Source organism: Blautia glucerasea (assembly GCF_013304385.1).
Classification (GTDB): domain Bacteria; phylum Bacillota; class Clostridia; order Lachnospirales; family Lachnospiraceae; genus Blautia_A; species Blautia_A ammoniilytica.
The window spans coordinates 14,249-37,916 of record NZ_JAAITU010000015.1 but is presented as its reverse complement, the minus strand read 5'-3'; the positions used below and the strand labels follow the sequence as shown (position 1 = coordinate 37,916).

The 23,668-nt window shown below is 43.2% G+C and carries 23 protein-coding genes and 1 pseudogene; 2 read left to right on the top strand and 22 right to left on the bottom strand.

Annotated features, from left to right (window positions below; genetic code table 11):
* Positions 1-179: 179 nt before the first annotated feature.
* Positions 180-404, bottom strand: a complete 225-nt coding sequence (locus G5B11_RS07840; protein WP_138344423.1) for a helix-turn-helix domain-containing protein — start codon at positions 402-404, stop codon at positions 180-182.
* A 316-nt stretch (positions 405-720) separates the two neighbouring features.
* Between G5B11_RS07840 and G5B11_RS07835 the strand changes: the two genes are divergently transcribed.
* The gene (locus tag G5B11_RS07835; RefSeq protein ID WP_138344422.1) at positions 721-1,764 is read left to right on the top strand and encodes a DUF6076 domain-containing protein; all 1,044 of its coding nucleotides are present in this window, start codon (positions 721-723) and stop codon (positions 1,762-1,764) included.
* Positions 1,765-1,794: 30 nt separating this feature from the next.
* On the opposite strand, the gene G5B11_RS07830 is transcribed toward G5B11_RS07835, so the two are convergent.
* From G5B11_RS07830 to G5B11_RS07810, 5 genes and pseudogenes are all read right to left on the bottom strand, one after another.
* Positions 1,795-2,226, bottom strand: coding sequence for a winged helix-turn-helix domain-containing protein (locus G5B11_RS07830; protein ID WP_022388636.1), 432 nt, complete (start codon positions 2,224-2,226; stop codon positions 1,795-1,797).
* 30 nt (positions 2,227-2,256) lie between these two features.
* Entirely contained in the window at positions 2,257-4,266 is a 2,010-nt protein-coding gene (locus G5B11_RS07825) for a M56 family metallopeptidase (RefSeq protein ID WP_138344434.1), read from the bottom strand.
* Between the two features lie 25 nt (positions 4,267-4,291).
* Positions 4,292-4,660 carry a BlaI/MecI/CopY family transcriptional regulator gene (locus tag G5B11_RS07820; RefSeq protein WP_173727485.1) on the bottom strand — a complete coding sequence of 123 codons (369 nt, stop codon included), beginning with the start codon at positions 4,658-4,660 and terminating at the stop codon, positions 4,292-4,294.
* A 130-nt stretch (positions 4,661-4,790) separates the two neighbouring features.
* On the bottom strand, positions 4,791-5,168 hold the full coding sequence (locus tag G5B11_RS07815; RefSeq protein ID WP_008707145.1) for a TnpV protein: 378 nt from the start codon (positions 5,166-5,168) through the stop codon (positions 4,791-4,793).
* A 55-nt stretch (positions 5,169-5,223) separates the two neighbouring features.
* Positions 5,224-5,349, bottom strand: a pseudogene (locus G5B11_RS07810) (sporulation transcriptional regulator SpoIIID); the annotation flags it as partial.
* Between the two features lie 204 nt (positions 5,350-5,553).
* Between G5B11_RS07810 and G5B11_RS07805 the strand changes: the two are divergent.
* Positions 5,554-6,591: a YeiH family protein gene (locus G5B11_RS07805; protein ID WP_173727483.1), complete on the top strand. Its 1,038-nt coding sequence runs from the start codon at positions 5,554-5,556 to the stop codon at positions 6,589-6,591.
* Positions 6,592-6,694: 103 nt separating this feature from the next.
* Here G5B11_RS07805 and G5B11_RS07800 read toward each other — a convergent pair whose 3' ends face one another.
* The 16 genes from G5B11_RS07800 to G5B11_RS07725 all read right to left on the bottom strand — a co-directional run bounded on the left by G5B11_RS07800 (position 6,695) and on the right by G5B11_RS07725 (position 23,282).
* On the bottom strand, positions 6,695-8,656 hold the full coding sequence (locus tag G5B11_RS07800) for an InlB B-repeat-containing protein (RefSeq protein WP_173727481.1): 1,962 nt from the start codon (positions 8,654-8,656) through the stop codon (positions 6,695-6,697).
* 161 nt (positions 8,657-8,817) lie between these two features.
* The gene (gene galT, locus G5B11_RS07795; protein WP_173727479.1) at positions 8,818-10,308 is read right to left on the bottom strand and encodes a UDP-glucose--hexose-1-phosphate uridylyltransferase; all 1,491 of its coding nucleotides are present in this window, start codon (positions 10,306-10,308) and stop codon (positions 8,818-8,820) included.
* Between the two features lie 13 nt (positions 10,309-10,321).
* Entirely contained in the window at positions 10,322-11,521 is a 1,200-nt protein-coding gene (locus tag G5B11_RS07790; RefSeq protein WP_173727478.1) for a galactokinase, read from the bottom strand.
* A 55-nt stretch (positions 11,522-11,576) separates the two neighbouring features.
* Complete coding sequence (locus G5B11_RS07785) at positions 11,577-14,030, bottom strand: hypothetical protein (protein ID WP_173727476.1); 2,454 nt, start codon at positions 14,028-14,030, stop codon at positions 11,577-11,579.
* Between the two features lie 21 nt (positions 14,031-14,051).
* Positions 14,052-15,182, bottom strand: a complete 1,131-nt coding sequence (locus G5B11_RS07780; protein WP_173727474.1) for a class I SAM-dependent methyltransferase — start codon at positions 15,180-15,182, stop codon at positions 14,052-14,054.
* On the bottom strand, positions 15,142-15,624 hold the full coding sequence (locus G5B11_RS07775; RefSeq protein WP_244092944.1) for a hypothetical protein: 483 nt from the start codon (positions 15,622-15,624) through the stop codon (positions 15,142-15,144). The genes G5B11_RS07780 and G5B11_RS07775 overlap by 41 nt, the downstream gene beginning before the upstream one ends.
* 103 nt (positions 15,625-15,727) lie before the next feature.
* Positions 15,728-16,426, bottom strand: a complete 699-nt coding sequence (locus G5B11_RS07770; RefSeq protein ID WP_173727472.1) for a 5'-methylthioadenosine/adenosylhomocysteine nucleosidase — start codon at positions 16,424-16,426, stop codon at positions 15,728-15,730.
* 136 nt (positions 16,427-16,562) lie between these two features.
* Positions 16,563-16,862 carry a sigma 54-interacting transcriptional regulator gene (locus G5B11_RS07765; RefSeq protein WP_173727470.1) on the bottom strand — a complete coding sequence of 100 codons (300 nt, stop codon included), beginning with the start codon at positions 16,860-16,862 and terminating at the stop codon, positions 16,563-16,565.
* A gap of 23 nt (positions 16,863-16,885) precedes the next feature.
* Complete coding sequence (locus G5B11_RS07760) at positions 16,886-17,428, bottom strand: hypothetical protein (RefSeq protein ID WP_173727468.1); 543 nt, start codon at positions 17,426-17,428, stop codon at positions 16,886-16,888.
* A 52-nt stretch (positions 17,429-17,480) separates the two neighbouring features.
* The gene (locus G5B11_RS07755; RefSeq protein ID WP_173727466.1) at positions 17,481-18,032 is read right to left on the bottom strand and encodes an amidohydrolase family protein; all 552 of its coding nucleotides are present in this window, start codon (positions 18,030-18,032) and stop codon (positions 17,481-17,483) included.
* Positions 17,965-18,501 carry an amidohydrolase family protein gene (locus G5B11_RS07750; RefSeq protein ID WP_173727464.1) on the bottom strand — a complete coding sequence of 179 codons (537 nt, stop codon included), beginning with the start codon at positions 18,499-18,501 and terminating at the stop codon, positions 17,965-17,967. The genes G5B11_RS07755 and G5B11_RS07750 overlap by 68 nt, the downstream gene beginning before the upstream one ends.
* Positions 18,502-18,567: 66 nt before the next feature.
* Positions 18,568-19,752, bottom strand: a complete 1,185-nt coding sequence (locus G5B11_RS07745) for a YgeY family selenium metabolism-linked hydrolase (protein WP_158421685.1) — start codon at positions 19,750-19,752, stop codon at positions 18,568-18,570.
* Positions 19,753-19,755: 3 nt separating this feature from the next.
* On the bottom strand, positions 19,756-20,253 hold the full coding sequence (locus G5B11_RS07740; protein ID WP_173727457.1) for a (2Fe-2S)-binding protein: 498 nt from the start codon (positions 20,251-20,253) through the stop codon (positions 19,756-19,758).
* Between the two features lie 23 nt (positions 20,254-20,276).
* Positions 20,277-21,218: an FAD binding domain-containing protein gene (locus G5B11_RS07735; RefSeq protein WP_173727446.1), complete on the bottom strand. Its 942-nt coding sequence runs from the start codon at positions 21,216-21,218 to the stop codon at positions 20,277-20,279.
* On the bottom strand, positions 21,215-22,690 hold the full coding sequence (locus G5B11_RS07730) for a xanthine dehydrogenase family protein molybdopterin-binding subunit (protein WP_173727444.1): 1,476 nt from the start codon (positions 22,688-22,690) through the stop codon (positions 21,215-21,217). The genes G5B11_RS07735 and G5B11_RS07730 overlap by 4 nt, the downstream gene beginning before the upstream one ends.
* Complete coding sequence (locus G5B11_RS07725; protein ID WP_173727442.1) at positions 22,674-23,282, bottom strand: molybdopterin-dependent oxidoreductase; 609 nt, start codon at positions 23,280-23,282, stop codon at positions 22,674-22,676. The genes G5B11_RS07730 and G5B11_RS07725 overlap by 17 nt, the downstream gene beginning before the upstream one ends.
* Between the last annotated feature and the right edge of the window lie 386 nt (positions 23,283-23,668).

Below are 23,668 nucleotides of genomic sequence, written 5' to 3'. Positions count from 1 at the left end.
ATTTTCTTTCCCTCCTTTTTTGCATTTTTTCTAAATTGAATAAAGCGGCGAAGCTGCAAACCTGCGTGATTTTGCGTCAGATAATACCCAGTACGAGTAGACGCACGCATCAACTCACTGGGCAATGGCTGCCGCCCTTAACCTGCACAAAAGACTGCGCTCTCCGCTCTGCTCCAGATTTAGTGACTATTTTCCGGCACCTTTCCATTTCCCTTTGCCATCCATTCGAAAAAAGCAATTTTACTAACCTTAATTAATCTGCCGCTTCGAAATGCCGGAAAACCGGGTGTATGAACCAGTTCATAAGCCGTTACTCTGGAAATCCCCATAATCCGCTGAATATCAGCCACATCCAGTACAAGAGGCAGTTCATCATAATTGTTTAATCTCTTATTTTCACTCATGTTGTTCCTCCATTTTTGATCTCATTTTTTTAGCTTCTCATTGCCGTTTTATCTTTCCTGTTTCCTGAGTCATACTGCTGTCAAGGCATACAACACGTCATCCATTCGGATGCGCTCACTTCTTTTATCGAAGATCATGGCGGTTTATCTCAGGTTAGACGGTCATAAAGTTGTCAAAGTACACTGCATAGTACGAAATTACCATGCAATCGTATCTTATCAATCTTATCTTGACTTTTCAATACTTTCGCGATACCATAAATGTAACTAATATTATATTTTTTAAAATTACCATATAAAACAGGAGCAAATAGAAATGGCTTATCAATTTATAAGGCAAGAACCTTGCTACGACCACATCCTCTTCGTTCTGGCATTGGATAGAGACAAAATGAAGGAGCGAATTTTAATCGGAACAGAACAGCAAATCCGTTTTCGACTGGACGGAAATAAAGATAACGATGTCATGCATGATATAACGCGCCCTCTCGGACGTTTTCTGATAAATTTTGAATATGATAAAGAGAAGAACTGGAATATATATGGACTCGCTCCTCTACGTGATGCATTGCACACTAACCGTTGGAAACAGCCTGCACTGGAACAGACCTCTGCTGATTTTCTGGCAAAAAAATATCTCACCGACGATCCGGTGAGAATATATGCTGCATTCCGTATTTGGAATGAATATCTTGTTACAAGGGAATATCGTGACCGTAATACTGCCTGTGATCATTTTATAGAAAAAATGCAAATTTTGACTCAGGCATTCCAAACAGAAAATGTCATGAATTTTAATTCTGATACTGGAAAACCTGAACGTTTTCATACTGGCAGTCTTTATTTCCGCAATATTCCTGCTGAAATTACCCGACTTGAGCTTTGGTTTCCGGATAATAGGCGCAGAACAGAATGTGTAGCTGCCTACAGCTCTTTTTATCCGCTTATCACTTATTACTTGAATCGACTGAATGACTGGGGCCTTTGTTTCCGTCAGTGCAAAGTCTGTGGAAAATATTTTCTGGCAAAAAGCCAGCGTTATGAACTGTGCAGTGATAAGTGCCGTAAAGCACAGGCACTTCAAAACAAAAGGGAGTTTGATGAACGAGCCAGAGAAAACAACTATGATCTGCTTTATAAAAATGAATGCCAGAATTGGCGTAATAAAATCAATAAATCCCAAAAAACTGCTAATTTTCCGATTGAACGCCTGGAAGAAATGAAAAATGCGTTTGACCTTTTTAAGAAAGAAGCTCTGCAGCGTAAGAAAGCTGTAAAGGCAGGAGCAACCAGTCCGACAGAATTCACAGACTGGTTGTATCAGCAGAGCAATATTATCTTAAAACTCAGCGAAATCTGAATCCATCCCTGTAAAGGAAAGGCAGCGAATTTACTCGCTGCCTGCCCTCTCATTAAACTTGTATCCTACACCCCAGACGGTTTGAATATATACCGGGTTGCCCGGATCATCTTCTATCTTCTCACGAATATGGCTGATATGACTCATGACAATATTGTAATCGCCAGAATAGGCTTCTTTCCAGACTACATCATAAATCTGCTCCTTACTAAATACCCTTCCTGGATTTTGTGCTAATAACTGCAGGATTTCAAACTCGGTGTAAGTTAATTCTATTTTTCTATTATCACGAACAACTTCCCTCCGTTTCAAATCAATCGCTATACCCTTATGCCTTATTTTCGATTGAAGTTGTATTTCCTGAAAAAGGAATTTTTCTCTGCCGGAATCTAACACGGAAATAACAGAATTTACCAACTCTTCCTCATCTCCCTCGAATGATACCAGCAATATTTTTCCCACTTAATCATCCTCGTTTCATTTAGCACTAACTTAATGCTTCGCCTCTGAATTATATTCCGCAAATGTTTCCGTTTCCGGATTAAATTCAGTAAATAATTCCTGCATTCTATTTTTGCTTACTTTTTGAAAGCTACTAATCTTTCCACTTTTGTCTCTCGTTACTTCAATGTACATAGTGCCGTTGCTGTTAGAAAAGATTCCCCTTCCCTCATCATATAAATCTGCTATAATCTTACCATTATAAACCCAGTTTCCTTTAGCATCACAGGATACTCCATAATCAGCATACTCCTGTGGAACAGCAATATTAAGACCTTTTCCCTCTTCACTGCTATATTCGCCCATGTCATCAGCCGCTATGTTCTCACTTCCTCCTTCTTCAAAAACAGATCCTTTCATTTCATCTGCAGTTACAGCTTCTCCGCCGGAACTTTCAACCAATGCCGCCGGTTCTGACCAAAAATCATCTGATAACGGTTCTGCCTTTACGTCTGTGATGGTGCCATAGTTTTCCCTTTGCACTTCAACTCGAAGCGTACCTCCACGTTTGGAACTTATTGTATAAGTACCCGGCTTAAACTCATCCCGGAAATATCCAATGGTCTTTCCATCATACATCAGAAATCCTGTTTCTTTCTGGTAAGTTATTCCCGCTTTTGCATATTCAGAAAGCTGTTCTTCGCTGAATACATTTTCATTACTGTCTTTATTTTCGGTGACCGTTTCTGCTTCCTGCTTCGCATATTCTATATTTTCCGGAGAATATGCCATTGTAATTCCCACTGCATCATCAGATGATTTCGACAACTTCATCCCATCTTTTATTTTTTGAAGATTATCCTCATAAAGTGCAATCGTCTCATCTACCTTTTCCTGTGTCCATACAAACCATCCGTCGCCGCCTGTATAAGCTTTTTCACCAATCATAGACTGCAGAACTTCTTTTTCCTCGTCCAGCCATTTCGCATACTCTTCTGCTGTCCACCATTCCACATCCGAACTTGAAAGTGATTCATCTTCCCGGATATTCACTTCGTTTAAAGCAACTGTTGTTTCACCGTTTTCTTGCGCTGTCTCTGTCTTTTTCTCCAAGGATGATGCGGAAGTTGCAAATCCACCTGTCACGCAAATTACCAATACTGCACTTATCATTACTGCAAACTTAGATGTCTTCTTTATCTTCATAATTGCTCTTATCCTCTCTTCAATCGCATTTTTACTGAAACTGTTACATAATGGTGTCAGTCCGCTCTTTTTTTCTTCCATAGATATTAAAGCAGTTGCATATACCGACTTTATATCCATTCCAAATCTACGGACTACGGTTTCGTCACAGGATAATTCCAAATCTCTGTTAAAAAGAATATACATTACCCACACAAGAGGATTAAACCAATGAATGCATACTGCAGCAATCATTATCAGCTTTGTAAGCATATCAAGCCGTCTGATATGCACATATTCATGTTCCAACACATAACGAAGCTGATAAATATTTTTCCATTCTGTATTTTTCGGCATTAAAATAACTGGGCGAATCACACCATAAGAAAGTGGTGCAGCTATGGTTTCTGTCTGCCGGATGGATAGACTCCTTTTTAGTGGATGTTTTTCCTTCCATGCTTCCAAAATATCATTTTCAACAGGCAGCGAAAATCGAAATTCCCGATAACATTTTATATAGGAAACCGCAAAAAATCCAAAACAAAGTAACAGACCTGCCAGCCATATTACACTCAAAATCGAAATGGATTCTGTTCTCTGTACCATAGCCTCTGATAATCCATTTGCTATCTCAGGCATATTCCCATGAATGGGTAAAAATGTTGTCGTTTGCGCCGTTCTCACTGGGTTTATATCAGAATAAATACTCTGCAACAGAGAATAAATACTTGTGACTGATTTTATGGAAAATGGAACTAATAACCGTATTAATGCAATCCACCATAAAATCAAAAATGTTTTCTTCGGTAATCTGTTGATAAGCACAGCCCTTAATACCACAATAAGTAAAATAATAACCGTTCCCAGAAAACTCATTTGCAGCAGGCTCATATACATCACCTCATTCCAATTCACTGACGATCTGCTTCAGGTTCTTAATCTGCTCCATAGAAAGTTTTTTTCTGCCAAGAAGTGCCGCAAACAACTTGTCAACAGATCCATCATATATCTTATCAATAAGTTCATCTGTTTCCAGATCCTGTACCTGTTCTTTTGCTATAAGCGCATGGCACATAAATCCCGGTTCCGTTCGTTCAATCGCGCCTTTATTGATACACCGCTTAATCAATGTATACGTTGTGTTTTTATTCCAGCTGACTTCTCTGTTTAAAGTATCTGCAACATATTTCGCTGGCACGTCACCATCCTTCCACAGAACATCCATTACCTTTAATTCCGAATCAAAAAGTTTGATATTTTCCTCTGTCACTTGTTTCGCCTCCTATAAGACTACAGTAGTCTGTTCTTGTTTTCAGACTACCACAGTCTTATAGCATTGTCAATCATTTTCTGTCGCTAGGAAAAGAAAAACAGCCAGCCTTTCGGCTGACTGCTCCATACTAAATATAAACCATTTCGTTCAGTACAATTTCTTCTGCTCTGTTTCTAATATTATTACACCGTTGTACCCAAAGCATAGCATCTTTCCGCTTCAATTCCTCCGTCACTCCCTCAGCCGCTTTCATCTGATCAACAATACACGTAAACCGTTCCTCCGCTTGTTCGTCCAAATCCTCCAGATAGCTCCAAAGTTTTCCGGTCAGCAGTAAACTGGAATATCTACCGTAGCACTGCTTTTTCAGATACTCCCTGTGCATTCGTCCCCACTTACCGATAGATCGCTTTTCCTCCGGCAGCTTCAAGTCTGGGATATAATAATCCCCGACAAGTACATAATCAATGCCATTCTCCGTAATTCTTGTTTTCAAATCCTTCATGGTTCGTTCCTCCTTGGTTTTTCTTATTCTATTACCCAAACGAACCGTTCTATATTGTTACTTCCATATGTACTGTACTTTTACTGATTCCAAACTTTTTCGCGGTCTGTCTTACAGTTGCCTTCTTTTCTACAATGTAATTTCCCAGTTCCACTGCACGCTCTTCAATATAATCTTTCACAAAAATCCCCCGCGTACATCATTTTTACAATGTATGCTGGGGATTTTATACGTATGTATGCGTTTCTCTAACTGCCAGGATATATTCATTCTCCGTATATAGTTTCTCACACATTCTCCTTTATATTTTTCTGTTTTTCCTTTATAATCGAATCTGGCTCATACGTGGGTTCACATCAAACTTATCAAAGGAGACAAAATCACCATGAAAACTATAAAGCAAAACCTTCCCGGCATATTGATCTGCCTGCTGATTGCTGTTCCTTCCTGGCTGATCGGCAAAAAATTCCCGGTAATAGGCGGTCCGGTGATCGCCATTATCATTGGAATGCTTCTGGCACTGGTATGGACACCTTCCGGGAATCTGAAAACCGGCATTACCTTTACTTCCAAAAAAGTTTTGCAGCTGGCAGTAATCCTTCTGGGCTTTGGCCTTGACCTGAATGTGGTACTTCGCACCGGAAGCCAGTCCCTGCCTATTATCATCTGCACCATTTCTACTTCCCTGCTGATTGCTTTTCTTTTACATAAAACCATGCATATTGATTCCAACATCAGTACCCTGATCGGAGTAGGGTCTTCTATCTGCGGTGGATCTGCCATTGCAGCCACAGCGCCTGTTATTGATGCAGATGATGAAGAAGTGGCGCAGGCAATTTCTGTAATCTTCTTTTTCAATGTACTAGCAGCTCTGTTTTTCCCAATACTTGGCCATGCCATTGGCTTCAACACTGCCTCCGGTGAATCCTTTGGAATTTTTGCAGGTACTGCTATTAATGATACCTCTTCGGTCACAGCAGCAGCTTCTACCTGGGACAGTATGTGGAATCTTGGCTCTCAGACGCTGGATAAAGCAGTAACCGTAAAGCTGACCCGGACTCTTGCCATCATTCCTATCACTTTGGTGCTTGCCCTTATCCGTGCCAGAAGCAGTAAATCCGCCGGTAACAGTTCCAATGGTTTCAGCCTGAAAAAGTCTTTTCCAATGTTCATATTATGGTTCATCCTTGCCTCAGTGATCACTACCATAGCTCTTCGCTTAGGTGCTCCTGCATCCTTTTTTGCGCCATTAAAGGAACTGAGCAAATTCTTTATCATCATGGCAATGGCCGCCATAGGTCTTGGAAGCAACATTGTAAAACTGATCAAAAAGGGAGGCAAACCGATTTTTCTGGGTGCATGCTGTTGGTGCGGCATTACACTGGTCAGTCTCCTTATACAGCATGTTATGAATCTGTGGTAATGCAAACCAGGATTTAAGAATCCTGGAGAAGTTCATAACTTAATTTGAGTAAAAAAATGCCTCAAAGCATCCGTTGCTTTGGGGCATTTTTCATCAGCTCTCATTACTTAGGAACATCTTGCAGAAGCAAAAATTCCAGGCAATGATAATAAATTCTCTTATAGGTTTTTGTTGTATAATGAAGTCCGTCATCCACGCTGTTATCTACACCGCTTCCGCTGGCATTTGTGCCATAGCCATTCTTTAACAGCCAGGAATAGGTATCAATAAATGTATAATCCGACGCCAGCTGACTGCGGATCGTGCTGTTAAACTGGCGTACCGCTGCCTCACTTCTTACCACATGTCCGGTGTTCTCCATCATCTTACTGTTACCTGGATTAACAGACATATAGAAAAGCTTGCAGTTCTTCTTTTTCAATGTAGAGGCCAGACTCTTCATGTAAGTCACATAAGAAGGCAGATTAGACAGATCATTCACTCCCAGATTAAAGATCACTGCTGTAGAATTCTGGGTGCTGTTATTCTTATTTACAATATTCATGATCTGGTTGTAACCGTCACCTTTCAGCCAGTCAAGTCCCATTCCGGATTGTGCTACAAACTCAGAATTCCATACTACCGTACTGCTTGCACCAAACTCTCTGTTCAGAGTTGCCTGCATCCGGACTGTCCTGGAATCGCCTACAAAAATCACCTGCTTATATTTACGTTTCCATAAATCTACCTGTGCCATGTCTGCAGCTGTAAGATTAGGCTCTGTACTTCTGTTAAAGACCACTGCATATAAAGTCACATCTCCATTTACACGGATACGCCCTGCAGCCTCATATTCCGGATCTGTACTCTTTCCCTGCGTCCTTGACCATCCAAGGAATGTGTAACCAGAACCGTTCGCCACTGCCGGAAGAGTAAGATAATTGCCCTTTCCAACAGAAACCTTACGGTAAACTGATCCATCATTCTTGCACAGGGTCACTGTCACTCCGGCTTCCTGAACAGCATACAGCTTAACATCTTTCGTCACTTTGTATTTACTGCCAGTTTTCAGTACAGATGTGCTACTGTTCTTTACCGTAGACCAGCCCAAACCTACATACCCGGTTCTTGAAGGAACTGCCGGAAGTGTAATATAAGATCCGCTCTCAGCCTCCACCTGGAGTTCCCTGTAATCTGCATTGCTTCTGCCATTGTACATGTAGAAAGAAACTGTATAAGTATCTACTTTCTCTCTCACCGCATAGAATTTAGTATTGGCGGTAATGGTTACTGTATCACCCACTTTGTATAATGGAGCAGCTGCCCCCCGGGTCGTCGTCCATCCAACTCCCTGATAGCCGGTCACTTTCGGAATCTCCGGCAGGGTAAATGTACTGCCTTTAGCCACACGCTTGTTCAGCTTCTTATAAGCTGCATTTGTCTTGCCATTACTGTTATAAAACAGAACTGCGGAGGTAGCGATCCTTTTACGGACTGCATAGAATTTAAGGTTCCTCTTTACAGTGATCACCTGTCCACCCTGAAATTTTGCAGTATCTGCATTCTTCTTCACAGACCATCCAAGATTGTTATAGCCATATGCTCCCGGCACCTGGGGAAGCTTGATCTTCCTGCCAGCTACCACAATCTTCTTCAAAGCCTTCATCTTCCTGGTGCTTGTCCCATTGGTATTATAAAACTGCACATAATAGAACTTATCTGCCCGAAGAGTCAGCACACCATCTTTGATATAACGGCTCCATGCTGCATCAGCGGAAAGAGTAAGCTTGGAAGCACCATTAAACCGAAACTTCCCGGACAGCTTCCACCGATACCCCTTTCTTGCCGGAAGTGTAACCGTCTCGCCTATGCTAGTATCAATTTGAAGATCCTCATAATATTTCCTGCCTGTAGGATCCTTAAACCGAATCGTAACAGCATCTCCGTCCTGCAAAGTATCTGCCTTTACTTCTGCTGCTCCAAGGTTGCCTGCGCTCCCGGTAAATGGTATATCAATAAATACCATCAAAAGAGCAAGCAGCAGACATAGGAAACGGCCTTTGCTTTTTTGCTTATTATTCTTCATATACTCTCCTCTGTTCATAAACCCTCATGCCGCCTGCCGGCAACATCACAATTCCTTGCTTCTGTATCAGTATAACTGAAACATTTTTAACTTTCAACCACAGGTCAGAAAAAAGTTTAACAAATTTTACATTTGTATTACATAAGTATTTCCATCAAATCTTACAGTGTATGAACAAAACGCATGAATGCATCCCTGCCCTTTGGAGTACATTTGTAAACACCGGCATCCTCCAGAACATGCACAAATACCTGTCCTACTTCCTCACGCAGAACTTGCTGGATGTTCTCTTTATCCAAATGAGGATATTTAGGAAGGAACTCAGCTACCCACTGTGCATGTTTCTCTATCTTCTCATTGGAAGCAATATCCTTGCCTTCCAGAATATATTCTTCAAGAAGCTCCAATTCTTCTTTCAGTCTTGCTGGAAGCACTGCCAGCCCCATCACCTCGATCAGACCGATATTCTCTTTCTTGATATGATGATACTGTGCATGAGGATGGTACACGCCCAGCGGATTCTCCTCTGTGGTAATGTTATTCCGAAGAGTCAGATCAAGCTCAAACAGATCACCCTTCTTTCTTGCAATAGGAGTAATGGTATTATGAGGTTCTCCATCTGTCTGTGCAAAAACAAAAGCCTCTTCATCTGTATAGCCTCTCCACTTATTCAGAATATGAGTAGCCAGATCCACCAGCCTGTCAGAATCCTTATGACGGATCCTCAGTACAGAAAGCGGCCACTTCAGAATCCCGGCTTCCACATCCTCATAACCTGGGATCGTCACTGTCTTCTCAATCTCTGCCTTCGCCATTGCAAAGGTATAATGTCCGCCCTGGAAATGATCATGGCTTAAAATAGAACCGCCTACGATAGGCAGATCTGCATTGGAGCCAAGGAAATAATGAGGGAACAGCTTTACAAAATCAAATAGCTTAATAAAGGTATTCCTCTCGATCTTCATAGGTGTATGGCTGAAATTGAATACAATACAATGCTCATTGTAATATACATAAGGAGAATACTGAAAGCCCCAGGGAGTATCATTAATGGTAACAGGAATGATCCTGTGGTTCTCCCTTGCCGGATGGTTGGCTCTGCCTGCATATCCTTCATTTTCCGGGCAAAGCAGACACTTTGGATAACTGCTGGACTTGATCAGCTTGGCCGCTGCAATAGCCTTTGGATCCTTCTCCGGCTTTGACAGGTTAATGGTAATATCAATCTGTCCATATGGGCTGTCCACTGTCCATTTCTGGTCCTTCTTTACACGGTAGCGACGGATATAATCGCTGTCCTGACTCAGCTTATAAAAGTAATCGGTCGCTTTCTCCGGATCCTCTTTATATTTTTCCCAGAAAGTATTTCTTACCTGGGCCGGTCTGGGCATCAGACAATTCATAAGCCTGGTATCAAACAAATCCCTGTATACCACACTGTCCTGGATCAGTCCTCGTGCAACTGCCTCATCCAGTAACTCTTTTAAAACCTGCTCAAGATCAATATTACTATATTCTTCTTCCGGCTCTGTATACTCGTCTTCCTTAAATACATCCAGCAGAAGATTGGTAGTATAGATCCGCTCACATTCCGGTGTCAAACCTGTTTCAATCCCATACTGTACCAGTTTCTTAATATTCTCACTTAACATTTCCCGTCACCCCTTAGCATTCAACCTGTACATTCATATCTTTTATATCCATCTTTCCGGCACCATCGCCCATGTCCACTACATAAAATTCTGCCTCATGGCCTACCTTTTCTGCGTATGCCTTTCCGATGTTCTCTGTAAAAGCCTGTACCTGGTCATTTTCCACAATGCTTACAGTACAACCGCCAAATCCGCCTCCTGTGATACGTGACCCGATCACTCCCGGTGTTTTCCACGCAAGATCTACCAGAATATCGATCTCTTCACAGGACACTTCAAAATCATCTCTTAAGGATACATGAGATGCGTTCATCAGCTTTCCGAATTCTTTGATGTTATTTTCTTTCAGTGCCTGTACAGCCTTGATGGTACGCTGATTCTCATAAACTGCATGCTTTGCCCTCTTTACGCATACCGGATCCTGGATTGCATCCTTATGTGCTTCAAACTCAGCCTCTGTTAAATCTCCCAGTGTCTTAATATCCATCACTTTCTGCAGATCTTCTAATGCTGTCTCACATTCATTTCTCCTGTCATTATAGGCGGAGCTTACAAGACTGTGTTTCACTTTGCTGTTTGTGATCACGATCTTTGCATCTGGAAGGTTTACCGGTGCATACTCATACTGCAGGGTATTCGTATCCAGGAAAATAGCACAGCCTTTTTTACCCATTGCACTTGCAAACTGATCCATGATCCCACAATTCATCCCATTGAAATTATTCTCAGAATACTGTCCCATAATAGCAATATCCTGCATGGATATCTCATCAAATCCAAACAGATCTTTTAACATAGTTCCTGTAAGCACTTCCAGGGAAGCGGAGGATGAAAGTCCGGAACCGTTAGGAATATTACCAAAGATCATAAAATCCAGTCCACAAGTCAGCTTATAGCCTCTCTTTTCAAAGGTCCACATAACTCCCTTTGGATAATTGGTCCAGCCAGCCTCTTCAGATGGAACAAGCTCCTCCAGAGAAGACTGGATCATGCCGGTCTTTGGAAAATTAGCAGAATAAAAACGAAGTATATTATCCTCACGTTTTCTTGCAAGACCATAGGTACCAAGCGTAAGAGCACACGGAAAAACATGACCGCCATTATAGTCTGTATGTTCTCCGATCAGATTTACACGGCCAGGTGCAAAATATCCACGAATGTCTCCACCTTCTCCATACATCTGTGTAAACAGTTCCATTAATTGTTTCTGCATAATAAAATCCCTCCTGCTATTTTTGCTTACTTTTTATTCCAACAACTTTATGTTATTATGTTGGATCTTTTATGTTTTCAATATAGCTGACAAAAATATTACCAGCCTTTTCAAACAGTGCTGTACTGTCATTCATACCATAAGGTTGTGTCTCACCGGTCGCCGGATCATACAGCCAGGTATTATACTCATCATATCCAATGATCACCACGCTGGTATTATTTCCCGTCTTGGCGATCACAGGCCTCTGAGCACTTACCTCATACAGTACACTGTCCAAAGTACATCCGGACAGATCGATCACTGTGCCCTGATCTCCCATGCCTTGCTGCAGTGCCGCCAGATCCATGGATCCAGTACGCATCACTTCCGGCACATCTTCAATATTCAACGTGATCTTTGTCTTTTTATTGCCTCGTTCCCAGACATACTGCTGTGCACGGTTCAATACCACGCCTGCCAGGTCATCTGCATGCTTCACGGCTTGACCCGGATCTGTAAATGTACTGTCCAGACCGCCTTTTGCATAAACATAGTAAATCTCATCCTGCGGCACCTGAGTATCCAGAACGATCTTATTTTCATCCCCGCTCTTCATTTTGGCATAGACCACCAGTGCCTCCTCAACCTCAGGTGCACTGCTAAAGGACAATCTGACCTGGGTGCCTGTTCTGGAATTGGACACCAGTTCAACCTCAGCCTGAGTTTCCCCCGCCTTTTTGTTGTTCATAATATTATCATTCTTCTGAACAACATAGGTATTCCCCTGTTTGGCAGAAAGTTCAAACTCCATCAGTGTACTTCCGATCGTCACATTGGTTATGTACAGGCCTTCCTGGTGATATTCCTTTTTGATCTCACCATCAAAGCCTTCAATCCGAAGGGTATGGATTCCTTCTGTCACATGGCCGTCATCATCCGTCAGAGCATCCCCGTCCATAACCACACCATATACCAGATCTTCATTCATAAAGCCTACCGGCTTTACGCTCTGTCCAGCTGCTCCTGTAAGGATCCTGGTATCCAAGGTGTCAAACTGTATTTCTTTGATACATCCTGCATTTTCCCCTTCCTGTATAGTCCAGGCTGCATGTGCATTTGTGTCTGAAACAACAAACTGTGAAGGATTGATCTGCTCTTCCATAACCTGAAAGTCGCCTTTATCGATATCTACACGATACAGCTTTCCGGAAAACAGCAAAAAGAGTTGGTTATTCTTACTTACATAAGACAGTGTACCAAGGTCTTCCTTTAAAAACTCATAAGACTCTGTAGTGGGGATAAATACTTTTTCCTCTACCACATTCTGATCACTGCTATAGTGATATACACAAAGACCGCTATAGCCTTCTCTCAATCCCCGATTCATATATCCATACAATACAAAATCCACATCACCGTTATCTTCCACACGAATGATCTTAATGTTGTGCTGATTCCTTGCATCACGGAAATCGCCTTCATCTCTGCGGAAGCTGAAAATACGGATAGTCTTCCCATCTTCAGGGTCAAAAGACCACAGGTCTCCCTCTTGTACAAAAGCAGCCACACCTGCTGTTTCATTAGTCATATATTCCACGTCCCTGCTGCGGACACCAAGAAGAAGTCCATCCTGGGAAATCTTTATATTGTTTTCATCAAACACCTGGCTGGCAGAACGTTCAAAATCCAGAAGCATGATCCTGGAAGAAGTGTACCTCATCCTGTAAAACTCTGTTACATCATAAATCTCCGGAGCGCTGTCCCCATCCCTTGCCATGATCTGATATTCCAGGGAAATACTTGCTGTTGTCTCATTAATATCCTTGATCAATGGAATTCCTTTTTTGTAGATCTGCGGACTTAAAGACCCCCAGCTGATCTGATTGAAGGTGGAATTAATATTCACATCATTATAATTAGCAGAAGCGCCAGTATCCACAGGCTCCAGATAACTGGTCAAATCCTCGGCAGAAGCCTTGTCCATGGACTTTTCATAAAAGCTTTTAACAAATTTCACATACTGATCCACATTCAGTCCTGACCTGGATACTACACGTGTATAATAATAGGCAGTCCCTTTGGATGTTTCCAATGTGATCTGCATAGAATATTCCTGATTCACCCTGAGACTGCTGTTCACCGTCACAGACGCAGTAAGATACCCGTCCTCTTCTCCCAGATTCTTGATCTTCCGGTTCTCCAACACCTTCATACCATCTGAAGTACGGATCTCATAAGCCAGGCTGGATACCTTTGTATCATATCCGTTGATCACAAATTTTAATTCCTTGGATGTGTCTAAAGGCGTCACGCTATCACGCGTAAAATCGGCCTGCATTTCCTGTGCATATCCGTACATCCGGTTAGCATATATGCCGCCTACATCGATCATCACCTCAGGCAGCACCGGATTATTCATATCCGACCGGTCATCAGTTGTCTCACTATTCAGAAGAAAGGCGGTTCCTGCCACTCCCGCTGCAAACACCAGCAGTAAAAGCAATAGCCTGCATAAAAATTTCTTCATGTTTTTCTCCTACCAAACCGATTAAAGCAGTTTTTCCAGTGAAGGCTGCACATGCAAAGCCTTCATCATATGTTTTAACGCTTCCCCGTCACGCTTTTTCCCTGTGTGTACTGCACGGATCAGCAAATTCTTGGGGGTATGCTCCATATCAATAAACTCCAGGATCTGTGTATCATAGCCAGCCTCTTCCAGCAGATTTGCTCTAATCCCATCTGTAAGAAGGGCACTTATCCGCTCTCTTAAGATCCCGTACTTCAGTACAGGCTGCAGCAGCTGATTTTCTATCTGCCGGTTCAGCTCATGCTGGCAACAGGGCACAGACAGGATCACCTGCGCCCCCCACTCAACGGCTTTTGCCAGTGCATAATCCGTGGCTGTATCACAAGCATGGAGGGTCACTACCATATCTACAGATGTTACTCCTTCATAATCTGCGATATTCCCTTTATAAAAATGCAGCTTCTCATATCCATACTCTTCTGCCAGCCGGCTGCAATGCCGGATCACATCTTCCTTCAGATCAAGGCCAATGATCTGAACATCATAGCCTTTTAATTCCCGAAGATAATAATACATAGCAAAAGTAAGGTAAGATTTCCCACATCCAAAATCCAGAATCGTGATTTCTCTGTCCTTTGGAAGCCTAGGCAGAATGTCTTCAATAAATTCCAGGAAACGGTTGATCTGACGGAATTTGTCATATCTGGAGGAAACAATGCTGCCTGACGGATGCATCACTCCCAGATCCACCAGAAACGGAACTGGCGTTCCTTCCTCAAGTATATATTTCTTAACACGGTTATGTGCCTGGATCTGGATCTTTTCTGCACCAGAATGCCTTTTTGCCTTTACCGTGATCTTTCCTTTTTTACTTACAAGAACTGTACCATCCAATTCCTGTCCCTGCGCCTGCAGCTGTCCGAAGCCGCTGCCAAGAGCCTCTTTAATATAGGCGATCACCTGCTCCCTGTCATAGTTTTTATGGAGCACCTTTGTACCCTCCATGGCTGAAGCCTGATAAAAGATCTGCTCCCGTATCTTTACCGGACGGATCTTTACTGTGCCCACACCTTCTTTACGATTTCCACTGAGCACCGCCTGTTTCAAATATTCATTGATCTGTTTCTCTAAATATTCTTCTAATGTCATCATTTTTATTATATCTTTTTTCCCTGATATTGTATATATTGTGTTTTTTGGATTCATCTACAAAAAAATTAACTGCTGTGTTTCTTCCCCGGCACCGGTTACGCCTGCAACGCCTCCTGGAAATCTCCTGAAAAAGCAAAACCTGGATCAGATCATCCAGAAAATCTCCGGACAACGGCTCCATTTCCCTCATCCCAGATACCTTTTCACGGATCTTTCGGCACATATGGTAAAGCATTAGTTTATCCGGGTACTGATCATAAATCCTGCTGCCTTCGTAATCCATCAGATCACATTCCTGTTCCACCTGAGCCTGCACCCTTCTGGCAGCAGAAGGATAATAGGATTTCATCAGTTCAAACTCCTGATCCTGTACCTTTTGTCCATCGAAAAGCCCGGCTTCTGCATATGCTGTATAAAAAGGATAAAACTCTTTATGATACATATGGTTTTCCCCTTATTTTCCTGTCTGTTCCAGTATATGCAGACAGGGCAAAATAGGTTATAGCCTCCTAAAGGACTGCACACCTGTTTTGCCCTTTTTGTTCTTACAGAGCTTCCATGATCTTCTCAGTAAGACGCACACTGTGCTCAGCTGCCAGCCTTTCAAAGGTATTATACTCCATACCAGTGCTGTCATCTGCATTATCTGAAATGGCACGAATGATCAGAAAAGGTACCTGATTCAGCCATGCCGCCTGTCCGATCGCTGCACCTTCCATCTCCACTGCATAAGCGCCAAAAGTATCACGGATATCATTTTTTACTGCCCGATCACAGATAAACTGATCTCCAGAAGCAATCCTGCCCTGGAAAACCTGGATCTCCGGATTCACCTCCCTGCAGGCATCTGCTGCCAGCTGACGGAGCTTTGCGTCTGCCGGGAAAGAAAGCTGTCCCATCTGGGGAATCTCTCCTTTCTTATATCCGAACGCTCCTGCATCCACATCATGCTGCACCACATCTGTAGAAAGTACAATATCGCCAATATTGATATCATTATTCAAGCTTCCTGCAATACCGGTATTGATCAGGGCATCTACCTGAAAAACATCTGCCAGGATCTGCGCACAGATTCCTGCATTCACCTTGCCAATCCCGGAACGGACTACCACTGCCTTTTTTCCTTTTAAAGTTCCCTGATAAAATTCCATGGAAGCTTTTGTGACCACTGTCACATCTTCCATCATCTCTTTAAGTCTGGCTACCTCAGTTTCCATAGCTCCGATAATTCCAATACAATTCATCCTCTGAACCTCTTTTCATAAAAATAGAAGCGCCAGTGCCGGGAAAATCTTCCCTTTTTTTGCACACTGACCCTTCTATTGTATCAATTCATCAGCCTGTACGCCAGACCAAATTTAAAGAATTTGTAATTACTATCTATTGTTCCGCAACTGATTTACAAAGCATCACTTCCGTGCTCTCCTGTTCGGATCCCATACCGGCCTTATTCTGCCCGGTGGCACCAAATAACCGTTCTTCCAAAAGACCTTCCTCTACGCTTGCACAGTTAAAATATACAAAAGGCTTTTCCGCTCTTTGGCTGGCCTTCCAGATAGCCGTTCCTATGGTCTTTTTCCCTGTACCTTCTTCACCTTCGATCAGCACAGGTCCATTATGGGCTGCCGCCTGATTGATCTCTTTTTTGATACGGACTGTATATTCCCTTTTTTCCATCATCACATCCCCAGTCAGGATGATATTCACAGGCTGACCGACGATTCCAGGATCAGCACGCCCTTGTCTACCATACCCATCATGGCATGCAGCATCCTGCTTGCAGAAAGATGCTTCTGCAGATTGGCGCGTTCCTTGATCTTTCCTGCCACCAGCATGCACATTTGTTCCAGAAAAAACATAGATTCCTGCAAATGCTCCGCCATAAACTGTTCCCTGTCTTCTTTGTAGCAGGTCATCCCGATGGCTCCTTCGATCCGGTCATCCACAATAATCGGTGCAGACACTTCAAGAAGCGCATCACAGGTATCTATTTCCTTACAGCCCACGCAGTAAAGATTCTGTCCCGGATTATCAATAAACATTTTCTTTCCTGTCTCAAGTGTGTCCCGGTAAGCATGGCCATCTCCCACATTAGATTGATTCACACGGCAGGCAAAATGCCCGGTTGCCGCCACCCTCATATGTGCAGAATCAATGATCTCCACATCTACCTGCAGCATGGTTGCCAATGTATTGGCAATCTGGATCGCCACATCCTGTATCTCATATAATTTACTTTTTTTCATTGATCACCTTTCAGGAATGCCCCTTCATTTTCGTGGGACACATTTGTTATGTTCAGTCAAGACTTTTCCAGAGCTGGTCTGCCTGTACCTTGCATTCTGCCAAAATCTTTTCTTCATCAATCTGGGTACAGTGCCTGTCTCTCACAACCGTTTTTCCATTTACGATCACATCTGTCACTTTTCCGCTGAATGCAGAGGTCATATGCGACAGGAAATTACTGCCTGTTATGGGTGTTGGTTCCTGATAATCCACCAGAACAATATCTGCTGCCGCACCAGGCTCCAGCATGCCAAGCTGTACACCAAACAGCCTTTTCCCAAGGTTTCCAGGGTTTTCAAAGGCAAACCTGCGGATCTGTTCCCCTGAAAAAACACGAGGATCCTTTTCCCTGATCCGCTGCATGATCACTCCGAATCCAAGTTCCTGATAAAGATCGTATGTATAACCATCTCCGCCAAGCGCCACATTAACCCCATGATCCAACATGGATACTGCCGGGCAGATCCCTACTGCATTATTGGTATTGGACTGTACATTATAAGCAGCGGTTGTGCCTGTTTTTTGCAGAAGCTCCCACTGTTCCGTCCCGATCCGAAACCTCATAGGAAAGGCATGCTCTTGCACCTGCCTGTCTTACCGCTTTTTCCAGGATATCCAGAACCCCATCTGTGGCATTCGGACTTGCCTGATGATCAAAAAATGTGGTAGTGCCGCTTTTCAGGCCATCTATCAGTCCAAGCATAGCACTGTAATAGCACTGGTCGAAGGTAAGCTTCTTATCGAACTTCCACCACATATGGGTCAGCATCTGCTGCCAGTTGCATATCGGCTGGGATAACTGCATCCCTCTGGCAAAAGTCCCATAAAAATGTGCATGGGTAGTGATCATGCCTGGCACTGCGATCTTATTTTTGCAGTCCACGCATTCTCCTGCCTCAAGCTCCTGACAGGTCAGATCATCGCAATTCCCAATTGCCAGGATCTTTCCCTTTGAAACCTTAATGTACCCATTATCATATGCTTTTCCTTCTTTGTCCATGGTAAAAATTCTAAGATTTTTGTATATCTTCATGTCTCTCCCTCGCTTCCTGTTACCTGGATATTTCCTTTGATCCGGTAAGCGGCAATACCGGACCCTTTATTTCAGCAAAGCTTTCATAATACCGTAATAACATCCGGCCACCTTTTCCAGTGCCTCTAACGTACAGTATTCATCCACTGTATGAGCCAGGCTCTCCACAGATGGTCCCATACCAATTGTTTTAATGTTGGCTTCCCCTGCGTAGTGACTGCCATTTGTGCAGAAGTTATATTTTGTGATCTTGGGGGTAAAGCCCATGGATTCCAATTCTTTTTTCACTGCCTGTACATAATCAGCGTCTTCCTCAAACAGCCATCCCGGGAAAAATCTTTCCCCCTGGATCGTCTCGCCTGTATAACATTTTTCCTTACCGTAGGCATAGGAAACCTTTGCTTTCAGTTCCGGATCTTCTTTCATTTTTTCATCCAGCAGCTTCTGAATAGGCTCCAGCACAGATTCCTTGGTTTCTCCTACCAGAAGTCTTCTGTCATAGGTGGCCCTACAGTATTCAGGTACAACTGATGCTCCAGGATATGGGCTGGACTTCACATCTGTAAGCTCCAGGATTCCTTTTCCCAGAACCGGATGCTCTGTAGGCGTAAGCTTTCTGATTTCCCCGATCAGTTCTGCCATCTTATATACTGCATTGATCCCTTTTTCAGGATTTGCACTGTGTGCAGGTTTTCCAAAGGTTTCCAGTACAATCTCTGCACGTCCTCTCTGGCCGATTTTCAGATTCAGGTCTGAAGCTTCCCCGATCACCACATAATCCGGTTTCACATATTCGCTGATGCTTCTGGCAGCTACCCCTTCAAAACATTCCTCGTGGACAACTCCATCCACATAAATCTCTCCTGCAAAATCTCTGTCAAAATCCTTTGCAAAATGACAGGCAGCCACTGTATAAGCTGCCACAGCCCCTTTCATATCTGTGGTTCCCCGTCCGTACAGCTTTCCATCACATGTCTCGGGAGCAAAAGGGGCATGGGTCCATTCACTTTCATTTCCTACCGGAACCGTATCAATATGTCCGTCAAATAACAGCTTCTTTCCAGGACGTTTTCCTTTTATCTTTCCAATGATATTTCCGTATTTATCAATATAAACCTGATCAAATCCATTTGCTTCCATGTAAGCTTTTAATTCCTCTGCCACACCATTTTCTTCTCCGGAATAGCTCCTCCTGGAAACAATTTTCTTACAAAGCTCTACAACTTCCTCTTTCCATCCATCTGCTATCATCATTTAATCGCTCCCTTCTTTTTCAGGTTCTTTACCTGAAAGCTCTTTTGCTGCCCGTAATACCGCCCGGATGATAGCCGTATATCCGGTACACCTGCAAAGATTGCCTGACAGGCCGTCCCGCACTTCATCCTGGGTGGGCTTTGGATTTTCTTTTAGCAAAACATATGTACTTAAAACCATGCCAGGTGTACAGAATCCACACTGTACAGCTCCTTCTTCCACATAGGCCTTTTTGATCACATCTGCCATCCTGTCTCCTGCCAGGCCTTCTATAGTAGTCACCTTCCGTCCTTCTGCCTGTGCATTCAGAGTCACACAGCTGTTCACTGTCCTGCCATCCATGATCACTGTACAGGCTCCACATTCCCCGATCCCACAGCCTTCTTTGGTTCCCTTGTATCCAAGAATGTGGCGAATGGTATCCAGAAGTCTTCCTGCAGGATCAGTTTCTATACACACTGCCTGCTCATTCAATATAAATTGTATCACTTTTTTCATTCTGCATCAGTCCTTATCCCATTTTATTTCACAAAAACTGTTCCAAAAGCAAGTTCACTTAAAGTTCTTGTCCCCAGCCGTTCACAGACAGCTGCTTTGTATTCTATATTGTCATCCACTTTCCGCACCTGACTGCGGATTTTCTCCCCAAGCTGCGCCATACAAGCATGGAATAATTCACTGTCCGGTTTATGGCCCTTGAGAGATTCTGTCACTTCCTTCTGCAGTCTGATATCAGCCAGCGCAGCCCCTATGGAAAGCCGAACATCTTCAATCTTTTGATCCTTTGAAAGCTTCATCGCCACTGCCAAAGTGAACCTGGACATACATCCGCTTTTCTTCCGGCCTACTTTCTGAAATGAATACCGATAATCCGTTGACATAACTGGAATTACTACCTGGGTGATGATTTCATCCGGCTCCAGCGTATTCTTTTTCCCTGCAGGTATCCCATAAAAACATCCGCCTACACTCATTTCCTCATGTCTCAAACATGGCGGACAGGATTTCAGCAATTCTTCTACCGGAATTTCTCTGGTGCCTGACGGTCCCATGATCCGTATCGTTGCTTCTAATACACAAAGCGCAGGAATCGTATCTGCAGCCAGACAGCTATTCGCCAGATTACCTCCTATGGTAGCCTGATTCCGTATCTGCGGTCCCGCAATATTTCCACAGGCCTGATACAGGAGCCCTGCTCCTTTTCGGATCAGTTCAGAATGAAGCAATTCATAGATGGTAGTCATTGCTCCCACCATAATTTTTCCATGTTCTTTTCGGATTCCCTGTAATTCCTGAATGCGGCTGATGTCCACCAAATATTTGCTTTCATACCAGTCCTTTGACCTTGCCTTTACTGCCAGGTCAGTTGCCCCGGCAACGATCACAGCATCTTTCCCATATTTCTCCAGCTGCTCCAATGCTTCTTTCAAAGAAGAAACGGTAATGTAATCCTGATACTTCATCTTCCATCCCCCTTTGCTCCTCCACATGAGAACAAAACCTTTTCCAGACTGGCAGGGGAGCTTTTTACTTTTCCCAGTTCTCCCAGTGCATGGTTTACTGCATTTGTAAAAGCTCCAAGCCCTGGATCCAGAGTCGGTTCTCCCAGGGATCTGGCTCCAAAAGGTCCGCGGTCATTGGGATTTTCTACTGTTACCGGCAAAACCCTGCCCACATCTTTGATTCCGGGTATCATATACTGGTCAAAATTCTCATTCTTTGCATATCCTTTTACTGAATTGATATCTTCCATCAACGCATAACCCTGAGCCATGACTGCACCGCCTACGATCTGTCCTGCTGCCAGCTTAGGATTCATGATCCGGCCAGCATCATGGGCAGACACCACATTCAGCACTGTTGTTTCTCCTGTACAGGTATCAATCTCCACTTCTGCTCCGATGCAGGAATAAGTATATTCATAAAAGGTGTCACCAAATCCTGTCTTTTCATCGAACACAGGATCCGTGGTTTTATAATTTCCTGTAAAGGCAGGTGTCCGGCCTGTTGAAAAAGTGATCCCGGCAGCCTCTTTAAAAGATAATTTTTTTCCATCCACATCCACCATGTCCAACAGGAAACGGATTTTCCTACGGTCACACTGAAAGGTTTCTGATAATGCGTCCCTCATACATTCATGTATCTTTTTCGCTGCATCCAAAATGGCATTACCGCCAACAAAGGTTCCTCTGGAAGCATTACAGATTCCGGTAGCCGGAGCATCTGTGGTACTTTCGCTTACCGTTACCTGGTCATCACTGACCATCAATGCTTCTGCTGCAATCTGCCCCATCACTGTATGAAGCCCCTGGCCGATTTCCGTTAAACCGATATTCAGTCTTACACTTCCGTCCATCTGCACTTCCAGATAACACCGTCCAACATCAGGGACACCAGTTCCGTAGCTGTTTCCGCGGTAGGAAAGGGAAAGTCCTACTCCCCTTCTTTTTGTTTTTCCCGGATTTTCCTTTTTATACTGCCAGTATTTTTTCTCGTAATCCAGCTTCTGTGCTACCTGATCCAGCACCTCTTCTGCACCGATATCCTCAAAATCAATGATCTGCCCGGATCCAGTGGCATCTCCTCTATGCATTACATTTCTTTTTCTCAGCAAATAAGGGGACATTCCCAGCTTTTCTGCCAGTTCATCTAAAGCACATTCCCTTGCAAAAATCCCCTGGGGATTTCCAAAGCCGCGCATAGAGCCTGATGGGATATTATTTGTATAAATTGCCTTTGCCCCACAATAAACATTGGGAACTACATAAGGACCTGCCCCTAAGGATACAGCTTTAAAAGCCACTCCCGGAGACATGTTTGCATAGGCTCCGGAATCGGTCATTGCAAGTGCTTCAAACCCTTGCAGCTTTCCTTCCTGATCTGCAGATACATGAACATCGAAGTTAAAGGGATGGCGTTTATGGCTCTGCTGCATAGATTCTTCCCGGATATGCCACTACGCATTCCGGTTCTATATATGCATGTTCCTGCCAGGTTGTCTCATAATGAGTCTGCACAGATACATTTTCCGGTCCAAAGGCATTATCAATGTTTCCTTTTTTGATAAAACACTGGGAACACAGGTTATCATTTCTATATGGATTTACCACCATATCCGAACGATAGGCCTCTTCCAGGTCCGTCAGTTCATGAAGCTTTTCATATTCTATTTTTACCAGTTGTCCAGCCTGTTTTGCATGTTCCATGGTATCAGCCACCACGACGGCCAGAATATCTCCTACCGTGATCACCCGGTCTACAGCCAGTACATACTGATCCTGCTTGTCTTCACCCATAAGAATGTCTCCTGGTATGTCCTGGTATGTAACAACACAGGATACGCCTGGTGCCTGTTCTGCCTGAGAAGTGTCAATATTTTTAACCCATGCAAATGCATATTTGGAACTTACGCCGTATGCGTACTGCATGTCTTTCATCTCCAGGTCATTTGCAAAAATGGTTTCACCATTTACTTTTTTGTATGCTTCTACTCTTTGCTTGCTTTTTGTTACGGAATGAAATACCATTGTGGATCACTCTTTCATTTTGATAATCGTGTAATTGGTAATCTTATCGATAATCTTGTAATGCGAAAAAGGCGCAGCCTGTGGTTTTCACCACGACTGCACCTTTGCTGTTCCTTATATTAGTCTTTTTTTCTGAAACTGGCAATTTTTAATATCATATTAAGACCGAATTATCAAATTGATACCCTTGTAATTTTACCATATCCCAATCTATTTCCTTATTCTTCCCAAATCCCCTATAGATTTTTACAGCGATTCTGCTATAATATGATTACAATGTCAAAAGCACGGAACCATCCGTGTAATCATGATTTTGGTGTTTTCACGCCAAAATCATAATACATAATACCAAAACGAAAAGTTCATAATGCTTTTGAACTGCAAAA